At 51.3% G+C, this 18,674-nt stretch carries 14 protein-coding genes; all 14 read right to left on the bottom strand.

Translation table 11 applies throughout. The features are described from left to right. Positions 1–21 precede the first annotated feature (21 nt). The 14 genes from MNODULE_RS20765 to MNODULE_RS20700 all read right to left on the bottom strand — a co-directional run bounded on the left by MNODULE_RS20765 (position 22) and on the right by MNODULE_RS20700 (position 18,616). The gene (locus tag MNODULE_RS20765) at positions 22–813 is read right to left on the bottom strand and encodes a class I SAM-dependent methyltransferase (RefSeq protein ID WP_168063094.1); all 792 of its coding nucleotides are present in this window, start codon (positions 811–813) and stop codon (positions 22–24) included. A 37-nt stretch (positions 814–850) separates the two neighbouring features. After that, positions 851–2,140 (bottom strand): glycosyltransferase family 4 protein, encoded by a 1,290-nt coding sequence (locus MNODULE_RS20760; RefSeq protein ID WP_168063093.1) that lies wholly within the window; start codon positions 2,138–2,140, stop codon positions 851–853. A gap of 65 nt (positions 2,141–2,205) precedes the next feature. Beyond that, positions 2,206–3,618, bottom strand: a complete 1,413-nt coding sequence (locus tag MNODULE_RS20755; RefSeq protein ID WP_168063092.1) for an MBL fold metallo-hydrolase — start codon at positions 3,616–3,618, stop codon at positions 2,206–2,208. Further along, the gene (locus tag MNODULE_RS20750; RefSeq protein WP_168063091.1) at positions 3,615–5,114 is read right to left on the bottom strand and encodes a hypothetical protein; all 1,500 of its coding nucleotides are present in this window, start codon (positions 5,112–5,114) and stop codon (positions 3,615–3,617) included. Before MNODULE_RS20750 ends, MNODULE_RS20755 begins: the two co-directional genes overlap by 4 nt. A 101-nt stretch (positions 5,115–5,215) precedes the next feature. Further along, on the bottom strand, positions 5,216–6,361 hold the full coding sequence (locus tag MNODULE_RS20745; RefSeq protein WP_168063090.1) for a glycosyltransferase family 4 protein: 1,146 nt from the start codon (positions 6,359–6,361) through the stop codon (positions 5,216–5,218). Between the two features lie 4 nt (positions 6,362–6,365). After that, positions 6,366–8,432 carry a hypothetical protein gene (locus tag MNODULE_RS20740; protein ID WP_168063089.1) on the bottom strand — a complete coding sequence of 689 codons (2,067 nt, stop codon included), beginning with the start codon at positions 8,430–8,432 and terminating at the stop codon, positions 6,366–6,368. A 171-nt stretch (positions 8,433–8,603) separates the two neighbouring features. Beyond that, positions 8,604–9,596 carry a glycosyltransferase family 2 protein gene (locus MNODULE_RS20735; protein ID WP_168063088.1) on the bottom strand — a complete coding sequence of 331 codons (993 nt, stop codon included), beginning with the start codon at positions 9,594–9,596 and terminating at the stop codon, positions 8,604–8,606. Between the two features lie 35 nt (positions 9,597–9,631). After that, on the bottom strand, positions 9,632–11,017 hold the full coding sequence (locus tag MNODULE_RS20730) for an oligosaccharide flippase family protein (protein ID WP_168063087.1): 1,386 nt from the start codon (positions 11,015–11,017) through the stop codon (positions 9,632–9,634). Positions 11,018–11,053: 36 nt separating this feature from the next. Then, positions 11,054–11,863, bottom strand: a complete 810-nt coding sequence (locus tag MNODULE_RS20725; RefSeq protein WP_168063086.1) for an HAD family hydrolase — start codon at positions 11,861–11,863, stop codon at positions 11,054–11,056. A 33-nt stretch (positions 11,864–11,896) separates the two neighbouring features. Then, positions 11,897–12,397: an adenylyltransferase/cytidyltransferase family protein gene (locus MNODULE_RS20720; protein ID WP_168063085.1), complete on the bottom strand. Its 501-nt coding sequence runs from the start codon at positions 12,395–12,397 to the stop codon at positions 11,897–11,899. A gap of 101 nt (positions 12,398–12,498) precedes the next feature. Beyond that, a complete protein-coding gene (locus MNODULE_RS20715; protein ID WP_168063084.1) occupies positions 12,499–13,767 on the bottom strand; it encodes a GumC family protein in 1,269 nt (422 codons plus the stop codon). A 25-nt stretch (positions 13,768–13,792) separates the two neighbouring features. Further along, the gene (locus MNODULE_RS20710; protein WP_168063083.1) at positions 13,793–15,769 is read right to left on the bottom strand and encodes an SLBB domain-containing protein; all 1,977 of its coding nucleotides are present in this window, start codon (positions 15,767–15,769) and stop codon (positions 13,793–13,795) included. Positions 15,770–16,198: 429 nt separating this feature from the next. After that, complete coding sequence (locus tag MNODULE_RS20705) at positions 16,199–16,783, bottom strand: UpxY family transcription antiterminator (RefSeq protein WP_168063082.1); 585 nt, start codon at positions 16,781–16,783, stop codon at positions 16,199–16,201. Positions 16,784–17,365: 582 nt separating this feature from the next. After that, a complete protein-coding gene (locus MNODULE_RS20700) occupies positions 17,366–18,616 on the bottom strand; it encodes a capsule assembly Wzi family protein (RefSeq protein WP_168063081.1) in 1,251 nt (416 codons plus the stop codon). Between the last annotated feature and the right edge of the window lie 58 nt (positions 18,617–18,674).

Genomic DNA, 18,674 nt, shown 5'->3' with positions numbered 1-18,674 from the left:
CCGCATCAAACTGTGTCCATTTTATCCTTCCACCTTCTGCTTGGGTTCTTTCAATTCAAAGATCATCTGCCAAGCCATCAGCTTGACAAACGGAATCCTCAGGGCAATGGCGTCTATTCCCTCAAGTAGAGTGAGAAGCGGTTTAAAAATAAAGCTGTTCCTGAAGGGAACGGCCAAAATCGAAAAGAGGTTATAAAAGTTGACGTCGACCTTGTTAAAATAGTTCTTTGCAAGGTTTACTTCCCGCATGGTGAGAATATGCTCCGCTTCCCAGGCCGTTCTCAAATGAAGGGTCTTTTTTCGATAGAGGTTGATCACCGGATTATAACCGAGCGACTCCAGGCAGATAATCTGTCCGTTCGGTTTTAACACGCGCGAGAGCTCGGGAAAGGCCTTTGTCACGTCGAGATGATGCAGGACTCCGCTACAGACGATCACGTCAAAAAAATTATTTTCGAACTGGAGCTTCTCCGCATCCATGACTTTGAACTGCGATTTTTCCCCGTACCCGGCGTCTGCCAGCCTGTTCGCGGCCGATCTGACCGATTCCTCTGAGATATCGATCCCATAAACGTATGCGCCGTGCTGTGCCAGCTCTAAAGAGACCCCTCCCGTGCCACAGCAGTAATCGAGCACGGCTTTGCCTTTGCAGTTTTGATCCATCCAGTCGTTGAGATAGGCCGATGACTTTCGGGCAACGGCATAGAACCTTTTATTCGCATACTTCTTTTGAAATTCTTTTTCATCCAACTGCAGCCGATCCTGCTCTCGCTGGTTGTGAAACTTGGCTTCCTGCTCTTTGCGATCCAACATCGATATCCTCCTGTCGCTATTAGGGTAATGGAATTCTTTATGTTACATTGACTGGATCTTGTATTGCGTAATTGAGGTGCCTTTCGGTGTGAGCCGTGAATCTTTCCACATGCTCTGCAAACGCTGTATAGATTTTTTCTGCGTCCAGCTGTTCTTCAAAAAGCCGGTTCGCATTGCATCGCATCTCGTTCCATAAGACCGGCTCTTTTGAGAGCTTTTCAACTATGTCTGCGAGCTGGAACGGGTTGTTGCGCGAAAAATGGAATCCGGCCTGATACTCGATGAGCAGGCGCCGGAGGTCTCCCTGATCGCAGGAGAGGACCGGGAGTCCGGCGCTCAAATAAGTAAAAGCTTTATTGGGGAACTGATCGGTCTCGACGCCGAACGGAACCAGTCCGACGGATGAGACAGAAAGGAGCTCTGTAATTTCATTTCCATTCATCCAACCTGGAAAAAGGATATTCTCCATACCCCGAGCGCGCTCCATCATCTGATTGCGGAGGGGACCGTCTCCGGCAAGTATGAATATGGGTTGATTTCCTGCCGTTGCGCGCTTTTTTAATTCCTTTGCCGCATCAATGACTGCAACCGGATTGTGAACATGGCTGAAGGTCCCGATAAACGTCAGAACGAATTTTCCTTCAATCTTTTTGCGAATCGGGGCGAGTTTTGAGTCCGGGCGGGAGACGTTCTCACGGGGAAACTTGGGGGCTCCCAGGAAAAAAACACGATCCCCTTCTTTACGGGACCTTGTCGTTTTACGCAATGCCCATTCCAGCCAGGTACTCGTTGCAGAGAGAATGCCGTCGGATTCTGCAAGGAGAGTGGAGAGCTTTCCATAATCATAAAAGAGCATCTTCCTGAGAAAGGGCCGGATCCACCGGGGCAACACCTCCAGAAAAACATCCGGCCACGGATCCCGAATATCGACGAAGACCGGAATGCGGTGGCGGCGCGCGAATGAAACGGCCTCATAGGCGAGATGATAATCGGGCATGGCGGTGATGACGGCGTCCGGGAGGAACTCATTCTCCGCGGCGTTCTTAAATTTCTTCGAGATGATCCAGTGGTCGGCATATCGCCTGATCGAGACATTCCGCTGGTATTCCATTCCCATCAACGCCTTGACCCGGATCCGGGGATGCAGGACAATCTCTTCGTTGTCTTTAAAAACCATCTTTTTTTTGTGATGATCAAATGCGCTGGTCCACCAGACGACGTCGTGTCCCCGTTCCGCCAGCTTATCGGCCATCATGGCGGTCCGCAGCTTTCGGACGGTGGCGCCCAAGGGGATCGGCTCCCCGATTTTCAACAGCCATATCTTCATTCAAATTCCTTTTCCGGAAAATGACTCGAACCGAAACATCCTTCGAAAAGGGTCCCGGCGACGCTTCAGGAGGTCACGCGCGGAACGGCCGCCGAGAGGGGGTCTTCTTTTTTTCTTCGGATGAACATCTTCGCCGCGATCCCGAAATAGTGGATCACCTCGCGCCAGCGCCGGAGCCAGGCGGAAACAAACCGCCGATTCAAGATATTGACGAGAGGGAAATAGCCGTATTCGGCCATCTCTAAAAGCTGTGTCAGAATGAACAGGTCTTTTAACGCCCCTTTGGCCAGGCGCACCGACAGCCGTTTGCTCGGCATAAAAACGGTGAACATCCGCCTCTGGATGCAGTCGCGTAAGACGGCCGGATGGGTTTCAATCACCACGCTCCAGTCGGACGGGAGCGCCGCCGTTTCATAAACCGACCGGCGGCCGAAGTCGACGATCCAATAAGCGTCGGGGACCGACCTCCGTTGAAACGCGACGACCGGTTTGAAAAGAGGCCGGCTGACGAGCGGCAGTTTCTCCAGCATGCCGGAGAAATAGGTTTTGAATTTGGAGAAAGGCAGCGTGACTTTATCCTCCTCGAGATAATACGCCTCCAATTTGGGAGCGACCTCTTTTGCGTACTCTTGAAGATAGGCCGGCCGGTTTGTAAAAGGGTCGGCTCCCTGGAGATGAAAACCTTCTTTGCTGTCCCAGACGTCTCCGGCCATCATGACGTGACAATCGGTCCCCTCCGGCTTGTGCCGGTCAAAATATCCCTTCACGTCGAGCGGCGAGACGATGGTGCTGTTGTAGCGGATCGTTTCTTTATGGAGATAACAGTGATTGCTTGCAAAGGGAATGGCATAGCGCGGCTTGATGATCTCCGCGGAACGGAGGAACTCGGTCATGTAATCCTGGTTGGTTCGATATTGTAGATCCCCTTCGTCTTCTGCGTCGACACAATGTGGATAGACCGAAGCGGAGGAGTGACTGCGAAACAATAAATCGACCCGGGGATGGCGCTTTAAAAACTGTCGCAGCGGCAGGCCGGTGATTTTACAGTCGTTCATGTTCACGATGGTGGTTTCTCCATTCTCAATCACCAAAGTACTGTCAAGAGACAGGCCGAAATGGTAAGAGGTCAATTTCAGTCCCGATTCAAGAACCACCGATTTTCCATGGGGCATTTCGACAATATTCTTAAAACCAAACCCTGACAGATCGTCGATCAGCAGGGTGTGATGGGCCTTGGGGACCAGAACCGTCGCACTCTGCGGCAACACGCGGAGGGACGGGCCGTGAAAGTGGTCCCAATGATGGTGTGAAATATAGATGTAAGAGAGGTCCTCCACCCGTCCCGTATAAGGAAGGGGCTTGGGATAGTTCCACCACGATCGCCAGTAACACGAGCCGAGCAGCCACGGATCGGTCATCAACTTTGTACCCTGATTTTCAATCAACATGCTCGCATGGCTGAAAACGGTCAACTTCATGAACCACCCTCCGGTTTTCCCGTGCCGGTCCCGTTTCCCCAGGTATGGACCAGGCCGAACGGCATAATGAGCAGGTAGAATAAGATCATATCCTGAATCTCTCCGAAGTAGGTCCAGGCGAGCGCCAAGGAGACGGTGGAGGCAATCAGGATATTCGGCCCCAGGAAGAGCCTTAGTTTGTTCGTGCGAGATCGCCGGAATACAATCGTTGAGACGGCGGCAAGGGCGCAAAGAAGATGGAGGACCGTTCCGAATATACCGGTCTCAGCGATGAGGGCCCCCATGGCGGGAGGCCGGGGCGGCTCGACCACCCCGCCCAGAGAAGATCCGTAGTTGACAATGGCGGTATTCACCCCCTGTTCATCGGCCACCTTTTCATAGTAGGGGCCCGCGACCGGGAAGTAGCCATAAGTCCCCGCCCCTGTAAGGGCCAGAAGGGGATTTTGAACGAGGGTTTCAACCGCGCCCCGAACATATAGAAATCGGCCCGCATCTCCCTTGGCGGCGGTAACCGTCCGACCAAAATATTCATAGGTCGAACTTCCTCCCTCTACATTGAGGGCGCTTATCATCGCCTCCCCGATGTCCAGCAGCCACTCCGGCCGTTCGAATGCGATCGTGCCGATCACGATCGAGGCAACAACTCCCACGAAGGCGATCGTAAACGACCGCGCCATTCCGATGGCAAACGGGCTGACAGCCATCGCTCCGACGACGGCGAGCATTCCGGCGCGCGAATCTGAAAGGGCCGAGATGAGGAGAGAGAGGATCAATACGGCGCACCCCAATAGGCGCCGCCCTCCTCGTTCCCGTCCGATCAAGATCAAAGCGGTCGGGGCCGCCACCATCCCGGTTGCAGTTTGATAACCCGAGCCGGCAAAGCCGATCCCTTCTAAAATGGTGGTGTGCACGGAAGAGAAGAAAACAGCGCCATGAACGACATAAAGGAGATAATAAGCAAGGCTGGTCCACGCCACCAAGAGGGTGACCTGATGAGAGGTTGGTCGAGGGAAGTCGTATTTTGCGAGAAGGTAGCCGAGGGCAAAAACGACGCCGAAGGTCATCGAAAACCGCGCCGATTTGAGGTTTCCATGGACAAAAATGCCAATCAAACTTTCCAATAACATATAGCCACTCAATATCATGAATAAGACAACCCATTCGCGATGAACCCGGATCTTCCGGCGGGGAACCCGGCCTTTCGCCGCGGCGATCAGGCCGCCGACGACAATCGCTCCGGCCAGCCATTCGTCGAAAATCGGAAACCGCAGAACATAGATGCCGGCCGTCAAAACGGAGGTGACCGCCAGGGCCGGCCAGAACATCCTGGGGGTCGAAGCGATATAGATCAGTAAAAAAAGACCGCTCAGGAAAAATGAGAGCAGCGCGGAGAGCGGAAATTGCCAGGGAAGGATCACCTCCCCGTGAGAAAACTGCGCCTGATGTGCCGTGCCGATAAAAATCGTGGCAAGACTCGCAGAAATGGCTCCCGCCATAGCAAGCTTCGAAGCCCTCCTCGAACTCAGGACGGGGTTGAACCTGAATTCGTTGTTTTGCAGGCCAGTAAACAATGGTTCGCTTTGAATCGGAAATCGGTTCATTTTCCCGCCGGACTCCTGGAGGGGGCCTTTTCCGCCCATACGTGGTACAATCCTTCCATTTTCTTCATTTCGGTATAGAGGTTGTTTCGCTCCATGATCTCCTGGCGACCTCTTTTTCCCATCCGTAAACGAATGTCGGCCGCCTCCAGCAACTGAATGGTTCTTTTTGCAACGGAGGAAGGGTCTTTGGGAGGAACCAGAAATCCATTCATGCCATCTTGGACCCATTGACTGTTGTCCCCGACATCGGTGATGACAACGGGAACACCGGAGGCCATCGCTTCGGCGGTGCTCGCTGAAATCCCTCCATCCGAAAGTGCCGTGGAAATATATACGTCTGAAGACGCCAGATAGGACGGCAATTCCTCCTGTGACAGAGATCCTAGAAAAAGGACATTCTGTTCGATGCCTAGTTCCTTCGTCAGATCCTGGAGTGACCCGCGCAACGAGCCAGACCCCCCAATGAGAAAGGTCGCAGTGGGAAAGCGTTCACACACAAACGGAACGGCACGCACCATCGATTCGATATCATAGACCGGTTCCAGATTTCGGATGCTGATGATCACAGGGCCTCCCGCCGGCGCCACCTTTAAACGAAGACGGTTGTCTCGACGCTTCGGTTGAAATCTCTCAATATCCGTTCCGAAAAAAATAATCTCCACGGAATCGGGAGCGGCACCCAGATCAACGATCCTGCGCTTCATATGGTCCGCATCACAGGTGATCAGATCTGCCTTGCTGACGATGTATTTAACCACCTGCTTTCGAATCCAGGACTGCTCCGGTGAAACCAAAATGTCGGACCCCCACGCAGTCAATACAATCGGCCGATAACCGGTCAGAAGAGCAAAAAGAGCAGCATCAGTAATGTAATGGACATGGACAACATCTGGGGCGATTTCATGGATGAGCCGCTTCAAGTCGGCTACCCTCCGGAACATGCTCAATAATCCAAGCAGGAGGTCCAGTAAATAATTTCCGGTCCGATAAGTGGCCAACGAATGAATTTTAACGGAAGAAACCTCATCCTCGCGAACCGGCGTAGTGGAGATAACATGAACCTCGTGTCCCTGTTGAGCGAAGAAGCCGGTCCATCGGCGAGTATGAATGTTAGCGTAGTTTCCGATATAACAAAGTCTCATACGTTCAGCTCCTCGGAGGGTTAAATCTCCATAATTTCTCCTCATCCGCAATATACAAAAGTCCTTTATGAAATATAACGGGAGTCCATGAGAGGTGCTTGAATATATAGTGGCCTGGCTTATCTCCCCTGTTCCACCAGATATCCTTTGCTCCCGATGTCAAATTAATTCTCTCGATGTGGGTTTTTCCAATCAAGAGAATATCCTGCCCCTCTCCGGGGACAACTGCCGATATTTCACGAAGGGATTTATGGATGAAGCGGATGGAAAGGTCCGGATTAATTCCATAGAGTTTTCTCCCTTGCGTCAGGAAGAGCCGAGAGTTGCTCCGATCGTAAGGATCCAGGTTGACCAGGATTCCGCCCGATTCAGCAAGAACCTTTTCCTCCTCGATCCGGAATTCGCGTTGATTCAATCGATAGAGCCCCGGCTTTCCATTTTTGCGTCCCAGAAGCACCAGATGTTCGGAATCGAAGACGGCAAGCGCCTCCACTTCTGGGAATCCATCATCCAGGTCGGTTTTGACCGTCAGGGTTCTCTTTTCAAAATCGGCCTTCGCCAGGGCATGTGCAATCGGAAAGGCATAGTCGGTGACGCTCTGATACCAGATCGTGCCATCGAGATCTTGAATCCCTTTCCGCGCCCGGGTCTGCCGATGGTGCCCCATGGCGCCCAAATGGGTCGGGTTGTGGGTCGCCGTATTTCCCGGATTCCATGGGGCGGAAGGGTCGAATCGAAACAGGACGGAGTCGGGGTATCCGGCGCCGTAGACCTTTCCATCTAGACCCAGAAACATAGAATTGACTTGTCCCTCGGCGTCAGGGATGGCTCCCTTCAGAAGAGCGGTTCGATTTGTGGGAAGGTCGAACCGGAAGAGGTGAGAGAAGGTGAGAATTCCTCCCCCATACAACGATCCGTCATCCGTGACCACCAGGGAAGTGATATCCGCCGGCGAGAGGTTGGAGAGGTTGATTTCATGGGGCGTCAGTTTTCCGGATTGAATTTCCGCAACCGCATAACTTTTGCGGCCTCTCAGCCAGACGAGTAGATCGCCGGCGGGAGAGATCCCCAACACCTCCAACTCCCCCAATTGGGGATGGATCCACCGCGTCGCTCCTTCCTGAGGGGTCAGATGAAATCCCATCACTTCGAACTTTCCCAGATCGATGCTACCAACCGATGAAAAAAGATCCTGGCCGGCACTTCGCTGATAAAAGGAAGCGCTCCCGGGTCGAAAATAGAGCGGTTCGGCAAAGGGGTCGTTATGGTAAAGGTCCACCCGGACCGATTCCAAGAAGAGCCGGTCCTGCTCGGTTGCGAACTCCGAGCCCCCTTCTTGTTCGGTCATCGTCTGCAAATCGACCCGTTTCTTGATGAATTCCCCGCGGCTGTTGGTGAGGACCAGATAATCCTCCCCTCGCCAACTGTCCCAACTCTCTACCGTCCAGCCTTCATAACCGGCGAGTGTCCGGTTCCTCATTCCGCGTACGGCGTCGTACCACATCATCCGCATCGGGAATGCCCGGTAAAACCAGATCCGCCCGGTCGGATCGACGGTCTGGACCCCCCCCCATCCCTGCTCCATTTTATCGGAGAAGGGAATCACCTGATGTTTTCCTGTTTGTAAATGAACCTTCAGGATGCCGTTGAATCCCCGGATCGGTGCGGAGGGGGTGCTCAGGATGGTATAAACGTAATCGTCTTTCACGGCAAGGCGATGGATAAATGCATTCGACTTTGGACCCTCGAAAACCCGCTCCAAAGTCAAGCGATCGGGATCATAAAGAAAGATCTGGGGGTCGATCGAAGTGCCCAAAACATATCGATTCAAATTTTTTGAATAGGAATAGGCCCGCGCCTCGGGGGCCCCTTTGACGACCTGCGATTTTAACACCTGGGACGCAGTCTCGTATGAAGAAAATAGGAACTCATCCCCCTCAGGATTCCGATGATGGCTCTCGAGGGTTGAAAAATGAATCGATACCTGGCCGCCGGGAGAGGTGTAGAGGAAGGCAATTCTCGTAATATCCTGAAAGATCGGAGAGGGGTGCGCGATTTCAAATTTTCCCATTTCCTGGGATTCGCGTATGCACCCCGCTAGATTTGTTATGGAGACAATGCTCATCAGAAAAGGTAAAACTCCTGAAAAGAGTAAGTGTAACGCGTTTTTATAGAACCCAAAATGGATCCTGAGACGGTGATGGCGCACCATTTTCTGCATTTTGTTCGTTTTCCAGTCGTCTCAGCGGAGCGGGGTTCGGCCCGAAAGTTGGATGACCCCTTCCATGTCGGTATGGAGAAGACTGCAGGAGATCCCGAGAAAAGCTTTCGCTTTTGTGGTGAGGCTCCCGCGGCCCAAGGCGTTGATAAAATGACGGCGCGCTTTCACCCAATTCCCCGCAAGAAGATCCCGGCGGCCGACCTCGAAATAGGCGTTATGAAGCCGCCTCGACAGCTCCCGGCTCAGGCGTGATTCGGTCCATCCTGTCCGTTTCTGCATTTCCGGGGTCAGATGTCTGAAAAATTCCAGAACATACGGGATGTCGGTTTCAACCATTCCCTGATAGTGGTTGCGGGTCATCTGCCCGGGGTGCATTCGATAATTCGCAAGGTGAAGATCGAGATAGCGGAATTCCCCTTCCAATGCAAGGGCCATATGGGTCGGATAATCCTCGGCGAGGAGCCCGGCAGGCTGAAGGTAGCCTCCGATTTTTTCGAGCGCCGCTCGACGAAGAAGGACGCTCGGCTGAAATATGAAATGGGAGAGAAACAGCCGATGAAGGATCGATCCGACCGGCCGATTCTGCACGTGATTCAGGTCGGGAGGAGGATTGATACTGCCGAGAATCTGGTCATTTTCGTCGATCAGATATCCCAACCCGAAGCAGAGAACCACATCCGGTTCGTCGAAGATCGGAATCTGCTTTTCCAGCCGATAAGAGGGCCAGGTATCGTCGCTGCCGAACATGGTCACGAATTCACCCTTTGTTTTCGCGAGGCCGGTGTTGATCGTGCCGGCCAATTCCTTGACCCCCCTGTTTTTTTGATAGAGGTAGGTGATGCGTGAGTCTCGATACGATTGAACGACTTCGGCCGTGTTGTCGGTCGATCCGTCATCGACAATGACCATCTCCCAATTGGAGTAGGTTTGGGCAAGGAGGCTTTCGATGCAGCGGCCGATATAGCGGCCGTGGTTGAAGGCCGGTGTAATGATCGAAATCAGAGGATTGCTCATTGGAGTTTGCTCCTTCTATCAAATGAATGGAGGTTTTATCCGCTCTGCTGCGTGCCGCAGGCCCTTTTAAAGCTGAAAGGGAGCGAAATAATCCCAACCCTTTTATATAAGACAATGACGAGCGTCCCTTTCAATAATATGAGCGTGGTCCCCGACGCGATGGCGGCTCCTGTGATCCCAAGCCATGGGATGAGAAGGAAAGAAAGGGCAAGATTGACGATCGCCATGACCCCCATGACAATGGCAACATCCCGCTGGTGGCCCGTCATATAAAGCATCGTAATGACAAAACCGCTCAAGCTGCCGATAAAATAAGTAGTGGTTAGCAGTCTCATCACCCCATATCCTTCCACAAATTCAGCGCCGAAGAGCCCGAGAAACCAAGGAGCGATCCCGATAAGGATAAAAAAAATTGGTAAGGAGATCCAGAGAATCGTCTTCGTGGCAAGGGTCGTAAACCGCTGGAGCTCTTTATAATCTCCCGTGACGTAAATGCTCGAAAAGAGGGAAGCGCCTGCCAGGGTAATGGCGTCGTAGATAAAAAGCATCAGTTCTGCGCCTCGGCTGACGATGGAGTAGACCCCCACTTCCCGGCTCGTCCCGACGATGCCGAGGACCAGGAGGTCCCCCCGGCTGAGGAGATGATACGCCCCGCCGATAAAGATCAGGGGAGGGACCATTTTCAGCCACTCCGTTTTCTGGTATGAAGGTTCGGAGGCGCTGACGGGATAAGGCATCCTCCGCGCCAGTAAGAAGGTTCCGGTCAAAAAAGAGCCGACCCATGCCGCGGCATTCGCAACAGCAATCTGAATCACGGTGAGGGGCGATTTCATTGTAAGCGAGGCACCGAAAGCGAACAGAAGAAGAAGTCCCGGATAGACGATGTTTTCAGGAATCTGGGCAACCATCGGATGATTCAACCCCCGGAGCGCGGATTGACGCAATTGGCCGAGTACGACGATCGGAAGAAGCGCCAGCGTGATCCACATCGTGGCTTGAAAATCCCAATTAGAATCGGAGAAGAGGGAGACAAAGGAGATTGAAAAAAGGGTCGTCACCCCTGCCGCGGCGAGACCGAGGAGAATAGAAAATTTCACGACTCCTTTGAGAGCGGACCACCCCCGGGTTTCTTTATAAGCGGCCACAAAGCGCAGGAGGACCTGATCCAAACCCATGATGGTCGGGATGGTGAGAAAGCCGAGCCATGTCACGGCATAGGCATAAATCCCGTAGCCAGTAGCCCCGAGTATCCGAGCCAGGAGAATACCTGCGAGCATCCGCAGACCCATTCCGATGGCTCGAACCACCAAGCTGCCGATTGATCCCCATAAGAGGATTCGTGTTTTTTCGGTTCTGAAGAAAGCCTGCTTGACCTGGCTCCAGGCGTGATGCGGAAGTTTCAAGATCAACTCAACCGTCATTGCTCCCACCCTTTATCACATTCTCAAACCGTTCCTTTACAAAGTATGCAACGTTGAAGAGTGCGGAATGCTGCGTGAGATTTTATTCTTCATATCAAACCATGAATCGATAGTGTGGTGGCTTACACGGATCAGGTCGGTCACCACGACATCGGCGCCATTTTTCTGTAACTGTTCTCCCAGCCCCGCCCGGTCGATCCCGATGACTAATCCAAAACCGCCGTTTCTGCCTGCCTGCACTCCCGAGATGGCGTCTTCCACCACCACGGTTCGTTCAGGTGTGGTGCCGAGCAGTTCGACACACTTGAGAAAAATATCGGGGTCAGGCTTCCCCCTGAGTTTCAGATCGGCCGACAGCACGCCATCGACTATTGTGTCAAATAGGTTTTCGAGGCCGGCAATCTGAAGAACGCTCCGGCAATTTTTGCTGGATGATGCGACAGCCCGCCAGATTTTCATCTTTTCCAATTCCCTGACAAGACGGACAGTCGAATCGAACACTTTGACCCCATTGTCGCGAAGGACCTTGGAAAAAATGCGATCCTTTCTATTCCCAAGGCCGCAGACCGTTTCACGCTCAGGCCCATTTGTCGGGTCGCCATCTGCCAGTGCGATTCCCCTCGATCCAAGGAAGCTTCTCACCCCGTCATATCGAGGCTTCCCATCGAGGTACGAGGCATAATCCTCTTCTATGTCGAATACACGGAACGCTTCATTGAATTGGAGGGTACGTGTCTGTAAATAATCATCGAACAGCGCTTTCCATGCCATGGCATGGACTTTGGCCGTATCGGTGACCACCCCATCCAAATCGAAAATAATCGTATCGTAATGAAGAGGTTTCATTAATTTCCCTGCTCCGCCCTTCTTTCCATGGTGTTATTTAGGAATATTCCAGAGGCGCTTGACCGCTGCGGTGGAGGAGGAGATAAATTCATATGTGAACGTCACCTTTCCTCCCACCTCTTCAACCGCTTTTGCCTCTGCAAAAAAATTGGGATTGACCTGCTGTGTCTGAGGCTCGTACTCTTGGCCTTTCACAAAGAGATTTGGCCGGATGAGACGGATCGTCTCGACGGCAGAACTCCAACTATTGATTGCAACCCAGTCGACCACACGCAGGCCGGCAATCAACTCCGCCCGTTGGTCGTCGGGAAAGACGGGACGGTTCGGTCCCTTGTTTACGAAACGGTCGGGCGTCACCGTCACCACGACGACATCCGCCATTGCCTTGACCGCTTCGAAATGGCGAAGATGACCGATGTGCATGATATCGAAGCAGCCATGACAAAGGGCCACCGTTTTTTTATCCTCTTTCAAGCGACGAACCATTTCAGCCAGACCTTCCAACTTCAAAACTTTATCCTGACTCCTGTTCATAAAGGTCCCCCCTGAAGTGATAGGTGATTCTTGTCTACTCAAATAGGATGATGCAGTGCGGTGAAACGGCTGAGGTCTTTAGCTTGATAACAAAACGGAAGTTAATTTCCCGGACTTGTCACGCTGGTCTCTTGAACTTCCCCGTTGATTTCAAAAGAAGGAATCCCTCCATTCAATATTCCGTTCCCTTTTTTCCTGGCCGACTTTTCAGTCTCTATGTATTCGATGATGAAACAGAGGCAAATTCCGAAAAACATCGCTCCGAAGGTGGAAAAGAGAACGATGTTCTTCCGCTTTGGCTTGACCCTTTTCTGGGGAATTTTGGCCGTGTCGAGGATTTGTACGGTGGGGCTGTCCTTGGCTTCTTGGATCCGGGCCATTTCATACTGCTGGTTGAGCAGACCGTATACGGTCTCTTGAACCTTTGCATCTCTTAAAAGCCGGGCATACCTCAGGGCAAGGTCGGGAATCTTGGCAGTCGGAATAAAAATGCTCTTAGACGAACTTCCTCCAGTTTTTCCTTCCAGTTCGGATAACCGCATTTTTAATTCTTCGATCTGAGCTTTTAAAATTTCTGCTTGTGGGTTATTCGGGGTGGCATAAGATAAGAAGGTCTGCAGCTCAACTTCTTTGGCCATCAATTGTCCCTTTACCATCCCAAAGGCTTCAATGATCGCTTTGGATTGATCATCCAATTTGACCGCCCCGTTTTCTTCCTGAAAGTTCCTGACCTTTTCTTCAATTTTCGAGAATTCCAGCTTCTGCTCATTTAACCTTTTTTCGATGAAGGCCCGCATCCGTCCGCCGGCGCTCATCACAATGCTCTTGTTGACCCGATCCAGCTCTTCGACATAGGCATTGGCGATTTCCACCGTTTTTTTAGGATCTTCATCTTCGACGGTAATCGAGATAATATCTTCTTTCGATTTAAGGATCTTAACCTTCTGCTCCAGTGTGTTCCGTGCATCTTCGGCTGTTTCCACCTCGAAGAGCTTCAGCAGATCGAAGCGGGAGACGATGGCATCCCGGACCGTTTGACTCTTTAAGATCGCAACCCACAGATCGGCAGGAGATTTAGTCCCAAAAAGGCTGCCGGCCAGCCCTCCGAGGTTTCCGGCTAGTTGAGAAGCTGCCGCTCCCATCCCCTGAGACCCTTCTTGAAGAGGGGGAAGAAGGGTGACCGTTGAAGCATATATTTTTGGAAGGAGAAGACTGAAAATAATCGACCCGATGAATACCGCTCCCACAACGATGCCAAGCATCCTTTTCCGTTTGACGAGGACTTTCCAATAGTCGAGAAGGCTGAACTCTTCCGCTTCAGGCGGTGCGCTAGAAGACGTAGAACGGACATTTTGACTTTCATTTTCCATTTTACTTTCCTTTTATCCCAACCGGCTAGAATGCAACGATTAGGACCCCTGCCGTGACCGCGATCTGATATAGAATTTGTGTGAGATCTTTGGTCTCACGAAGCCAGGAGACCCGTTCCAGTTTCTCCGGAACAACCACCGTGTCTCCGGGATCGAGTTTTGAAGCAAGCAGTCCTCTTCCCCAATAACCGCTTTCTTGTCTCTGAGATATTGCGGTGCCGTCTACTTTCAGGACATAAAGGGAGTCTTCTTCCGCCTCTTTTGTCATCCCTCCCGCTTGGGCAATATAATGAGAGACGGTGGAGCGAGGATCATATACAAATGAGGTTTGATTATAGACCGAGCCGATCACCTGAACCTGCTGGGGACGCTCCGGAATGTGTAAGACATCGCCATCTTCTAAGGTAAGATCGGACGGCATTCCTTTGAATTTTTCGAGCTGTTCCATTCGAATACTGATCCTCCCTTTGGCCTTTGCCCCCCGCATCTTTGCAAGAAGGGCGTGTTTCTGCTCCATGGAGGCTTTTTGCTGATTTGCCGCTTCAGGCGTTAGCGCCGTTTCGGTGCGGGATGCCGATTGGGACAGGAGCTGTTGCTCCAGCCGGTCGATTGCCTCATCAAGCTGTCTTTGCTGAAGGACCCGGACCGATTCGCGGGTAAAAACTGCCCCTTTCAGAAAGGCCTCGTCGGTAAATCCTCCCGCTCGATCAAAGAGAGAAGATAGTGTCTCTCCTTTTTGGATAGTATAAATGCCCGGATATCGAACCTCGCCGGTGATTTCCACTTTTTGGTAGAGCGCCCATTCGGGGATGGTTTTAATAAAAATATAGTCGTTTACATCCAGTGGAATATTATGCGCCGGGTCCCCTTCCATCACTCTGGAAAGATCGATCTTTGATCGTTCCATTTTAGGACCATCCTGAGTCACCTTGACGCGGGTCAACTCCGCCTCTTTTGAAGCATAATAAACCAGGCCGCCTGCCTTCTGGATGATGTCACGAAGGTGGGTCGTTCCTGCGATGACGGCATATTCCCCGGGAGAAACAACCGCACCCGACAGGACAGCCACGTTCCTACTCGGCACGACCGAATAAATTTTAATTAAATCTCCATTAATGAGAGGTATATTTTTTTCCGGTATTCTTTCAATGTCGATAAGGTCTCCCTCAAAAAGGGTTCTGAATCGATGCTCTTGGATCCTTTGAACCTGTATCCTTCCTTTAAAGGCATTCGCAGTTAAGCCACCCGCCATTTCAATGACTTCTAGGACAGAGGCCTTATCTTTCAACTCGTAAATGGCAGGATTGTTTACGTTTCCGGCAATTCCGACGAGTGGCCCCACCGGCGGAATAAAAATGACATCCTCCGGCATCAAACGAATGTCCTTTGTTTTATCTCCCTTTAGAAGAAATTCATAGAGATCGAAATGAGTGACGGTCGTCCCGTTTCTCTTCACCTGAATATCCCGCAGCGTCCCAATCTTGCTCGGTCCGCCTGCTGCAAAGAGTGCATTGATCAGTGTCGAGAATGAGGAAAGGGTATAACTTCCAGGTCGTTGAACTTTTCCGACAATAAAAACACGGATCGATCGAAGCCGGCCCATGCTGACATTCATCTTTACTTCGGAGGGCTTATAATAGTGGCTGAGCTCTGTTTCTAAAAAATTCTTCGTTTCGGAAAAGGTGAGACCGGCTAGATGGAGTATTCCGATTTGAGGAAGCACGATTTTCCCCTCCCGATCAACGATCGCCGGGTGTTCCGCATTAACCTTGCCCCATAAAGTAATGCGGAGTTCATCCCCCGGTCCCAAAAGATAGTCGGGTCCTACAGGAACCGCATCGACGGGAGTAAAGGTATTTGTAGGCTGCTGGAAAAGGTCATATCCGAACTGCCTGATTGCCGTTGAAATCTTCTCGGAATTCTTTCCCTGGAGATACTCCTCAAAGGAGGATAATTTTGTCTCGGCGGTCTGGGACGGCTCGATCCTGGCAGGCCTTTCCAACTGATTCTCCTGCATTTTTTCGAGAGCCGGCTCTTGGTACGATAACTCTTTTCCTTTTTTCCCCTGGTCGAAACTGAATGACTCGGAAAGGGTTGGAAGTGGGCCGGGGTTCTGAAAAGTAGATGGAAATCCTTGAGCAAAGACGATCGCTTGAGGACAAATCGTTCCGATTAGGAACGCTGGGACCATCCATCCGACAAAAAACGCTTGGGCAGTCAAATTGATTCTAGATTTTTTAAAAAAAAGGAGAAGACACAGTCTTTCGGCCTTCATCATCCGCGCACCAATTTACCTTTCCTTTAAAGTGAATACTTAATCAACAAACCATGTATCATGACAATACGAATCACCGAGTAACAGAATGCAATCGTTGTCCAGTATTTCTGATAGAAGTTTTTAGATTGAATGATTTGAGTAAGCCTTGTCGGATTATTCTGTTGCGCCTGCGACGAGCATCCCGTTCGTTAGAGGGACTGTCTCCAGCGGCGCTACATCAGAGATATCCATCTCAACGGCAGCGGCCTGCTGGATAAGATGGATTGCGATCACAACACGGTGCTGACCATCCTTTCGTGAGAGAATCCCCTCAACCCCCTGGAGGGGACCCCGGCTGATCTTGACCCGGCTCCCCTCTTGAAGATATGTAAAGGGCTCATAAAAGAGGGTCGTTGTTGTCAATTTTTGCACGGCTTCGATTTCATGATCCGGAATTGGCTCGGGCCGGCCCGAGCCTCCGATGATCTGTACCACACCAGGTGCCTTTAAAACGGAAAAATGATCCTTCCAGGCAAATCGTGCGAAGCAATACCCTGGAAAAAGGGGGGTATCGATCTCTTTTTTCCGGTCCTTCCATTGATTCAGCCGCCGAACCAGGGGCAGAACGGGATCGAATCCTTGCCCGGCCAGATGATTTCTGACGAACTTTTCATGCCGTGATTTTGTTCTAATAGCATACCAACGCGGGTAAAGATGGGACGTGACTTGTGGTTCCGTTATTTCGTCAACCGTTGTCATGGACTTCTCTCCTGCATTTCGTTTGTCATAGTTCCCCGGCGGTAAAGATAAATGCAAAAATGTGCGGCGTTCCTATCGGGCCGATCTTCCTCTCGGTAGCAGGGTTCGGGAACAGGAAAACCGGTCTGGCTGGACCGGTCGCAGCCCAACGTGAAAACCGTTTAAGTTGTGTTTGAGTGTTTGCATCCGGGATGAATCAGGAGTGACCGATGAGAGGCATTTATTACCATCAAGCATAGCTTCGCCCCCTCACTTACAGTGCCTTTCTATTGGTATCTTAAACGGAATTGGATATACCAGAAGGAAATTCTAAATAGCCATTTATGTATGATGTTGAAAAAGTATAGCCCATGTTTGTTATTTGTCAAGTTTATGACGGAAAGAAGTTATATCAGTTGTATTCGGTATACTGAGTATACTTAAAATGTATTTAGAGCACACAGAATAATACTTAGTTGCGTCAAAGATCCATCAATAGAACTGTGGAATGCAGCATCGCCTCAAGCAGAATGATGAGATCGAAGATGTCGTTTCAGATCGACTCATCTTCCAGACCGGCATCTCTGACATTTTGCTCCTCGGCTAAAACTGCCACTTCGCATTCAGAATCACATACATATTTTCTTCATTCGCCGATAGCAGGTTTAAATTCTCAATCTCCTCATAGATCAGCCGAGCGGAATAGGAAAACCCTGTTTTTTCGGAATAGGCGACATCGCCCCCCCAACGGCGTCTCTTCTCTTGAACAAGAGAGGAGAGGTGTCGACGCTGTTGCTCAAAATCACCTCCGCCAATCCAGCCTTCCCAAAGCGGTAATTCCGCCCGAACATAAAGATCTTTCGCATCGCTCCCCATATGATGTCCGATGATGTTCCCTCGATAGGTATAGCCGGAGGTATAAAGAGAATGGGTATACCAGACGTTCGGAGAATCGCTCACATGATTATTCGCATATTCTACGAGCACTCTCCGGCCTTCATACAGCCATTCGAACCCCACAAGCAGGGCCGGCTTGCTGGGGCGGAAGCCGGCCTCATCCTCTCCCCCATATTCACCGTAGAGTTCCAGAGCCTGTCCCGGCAAGATCTCGCTGATCGGTAGAAGCAAGCGCACATCGACTCCCCCCAGCTCGTTGACCTCGTACTTGCCGGACCGATTGGGGTCGCTGAAATACAACCTTCCAAAATCTACCGGCGAGAGATCCGGACGACCCTCCCCGCCGAACATCGTGATGCGAGAAACGCCGATGATGATTTCCTCTCGCGGATGATAAACCAGCCGAAGACCCAATAAACGAACGTTCGAAAAATCTCGATTTTCTTCGAGCCGGGTCAAAAAACCTTCCACTTCAAACCTTCCCAGCCGCGCCAAAAAACCGGGCAGAGAGAAGGGCGCGGCGGATCCGACGTGGATGAGGTCAAACGGAAACGCATTGTTGGAAACAAGCAGAGCCCCGTGACGCCCCGGCCCCCACCAGAGGGAGTCGCGTCCGATCTTCAGCGCGACATTCCAAAACTCGAAACGGAGATAACCCTTTCGCAAAAACAGGTCTCTCCCCTCCCGCGGAGAAACTTGAACCGGCATCAAGACCGCGGAGAAAGAATCCCCGACGGAAAATCGGGAATAAAGCGACGTCTGAAGATTGGGACCGTCGAAGATCAGATCTCCCCAGTGATTCTCCCGGAGGCGACTTTCCTCTTTCTCTAAATCGACCCAGGAGAATTCGGTCGTCAGGGTGTTTTCAACCTCGAAAGCTTTTGTGTAGGAGGGAAATGAAACGGCGAAGAGGAAAATCGTGATCAAACAAAAATAGTTTCTCTTATAAAATTGCATGATCATCCGAAGAAACGCATCATTCATAACGGAACAACCTTTACAGTATAATCGAGGT

The organism is Candidatus Manganitrophus noduliformans, from assembly GCF_012184425.1.
Taxonomy (GTDB): domain Bacteria; phylum Nitrospirota; class Nitrospiria; order SBBL01; family Manganitrophaceae; genus Manganitrophus; species Manganitrophus noduliformans.
Note: the sequence above shows the minus strand (reverse complement) of the source record. Positions and strands in the feature narration are given on the sequence as shown.

What these genes read in the sequence shown, in the direction of transcription:
- MNODULE_RS20765 (WP_168063094.1), bottom strand. Translation starts at nt 813, where the DNA reads ATGTTGGATCGCAAAGAGCAGGAAGCCAAGTTTCACAACCAGCGAGAG.
- MNODULE_RS20760 (WP_168063093.1), bottom strand. Translation starts at nt 2,140, where the DNA reads ATGAAGATATGGCTGTTGAAAATCGGGGAGCCGATCCCCTTGGGCGCC.
- MNODULE_RS20755 (WP_168063092.1), bottom strand. Translation starts at nt 3,618, where the DNA reads ATGAAGTTGACCGTTTTCAGCCATGCGAGCATGTTGATTGAAAATCAG.
- MNODULE_RS20750 (WP_168063091.1), bottom strand. Translation starts at nt 5,114, where the DNA reads ATGGCGGGAGCCATTTCTGCGAGTCTTGCCACGATTTTTATCGGCACG.
- MNODULE_RS20745 (WP_168063090.1), bottom strand. Translation starts at nt 6,361, where the DNA reads ATGAGACTTTGTTATATCGGAAACTACGCTAACATTCATACTCGCCGA.
- MNODULE_RS20740 (WP_168063089.1), bottom strand. Translation starts at nt 8,432, where the DNA reads ATGGGAAAATTTGAAATCGCGCACCCCTCTCCGATCTTTCAGGATATT.
- MNODULE_RS20735 (WP_168063088.1), bottom strand. Translation starts at nt 9,596, where the DNA reads ATGAGCAATCCTCTGATTTCGATCATTACACCGGCCTTCAACCACGGC.
- MNODULE_RS20730 (WP_168063087.1), bottom strand. Translation starts at nt 11,017, where the DNA reads ATGACGGTTGAGTTGATCTTGAAACTTCCGCATCACGCCTGGAGCCAG.
- MNODULE_RS20725 (WP_168063086.1), bottom strand. Translation starts at nt 11,863, where the DNA reads ATGAAACCTCTTCATTACGATACGATTATTTTCGATTTGGATGGGGTG.
- MNODULE_RS20720 (WP_168063085.1), bottom strand. Translation starts at nt 12,397, where the DNA reads ATGAACAGGAGTCAGGATAAAGTTTTGAAGTTGGAAGGTCTGGCTGAA.
- MNODULE_RS20715 (WP_168063084.1), bottom strand. Translation starts at nt 13,767, where the DNA reads ATGGAAAATGAAAGTCAAAATGTCCGTTCTACGTCTTCTAGCGCACCG.
- MNODULE_RS20705 (WP_168063082.1), bottom strand. Translation starts at nt 16,783, where the DNA reads ATGACAACGGTTGACGAAATAACGGAACCACAAGTCACGTCCCATCTT.
- MNODULE_RS20700 (WP_168063081.1), bottom strand. Translation starts at nt 18,616, where the DNA reads ATGCAATTTTATAAGAGAAACTATTTTTGTTTGATCACGATTTTCCTC.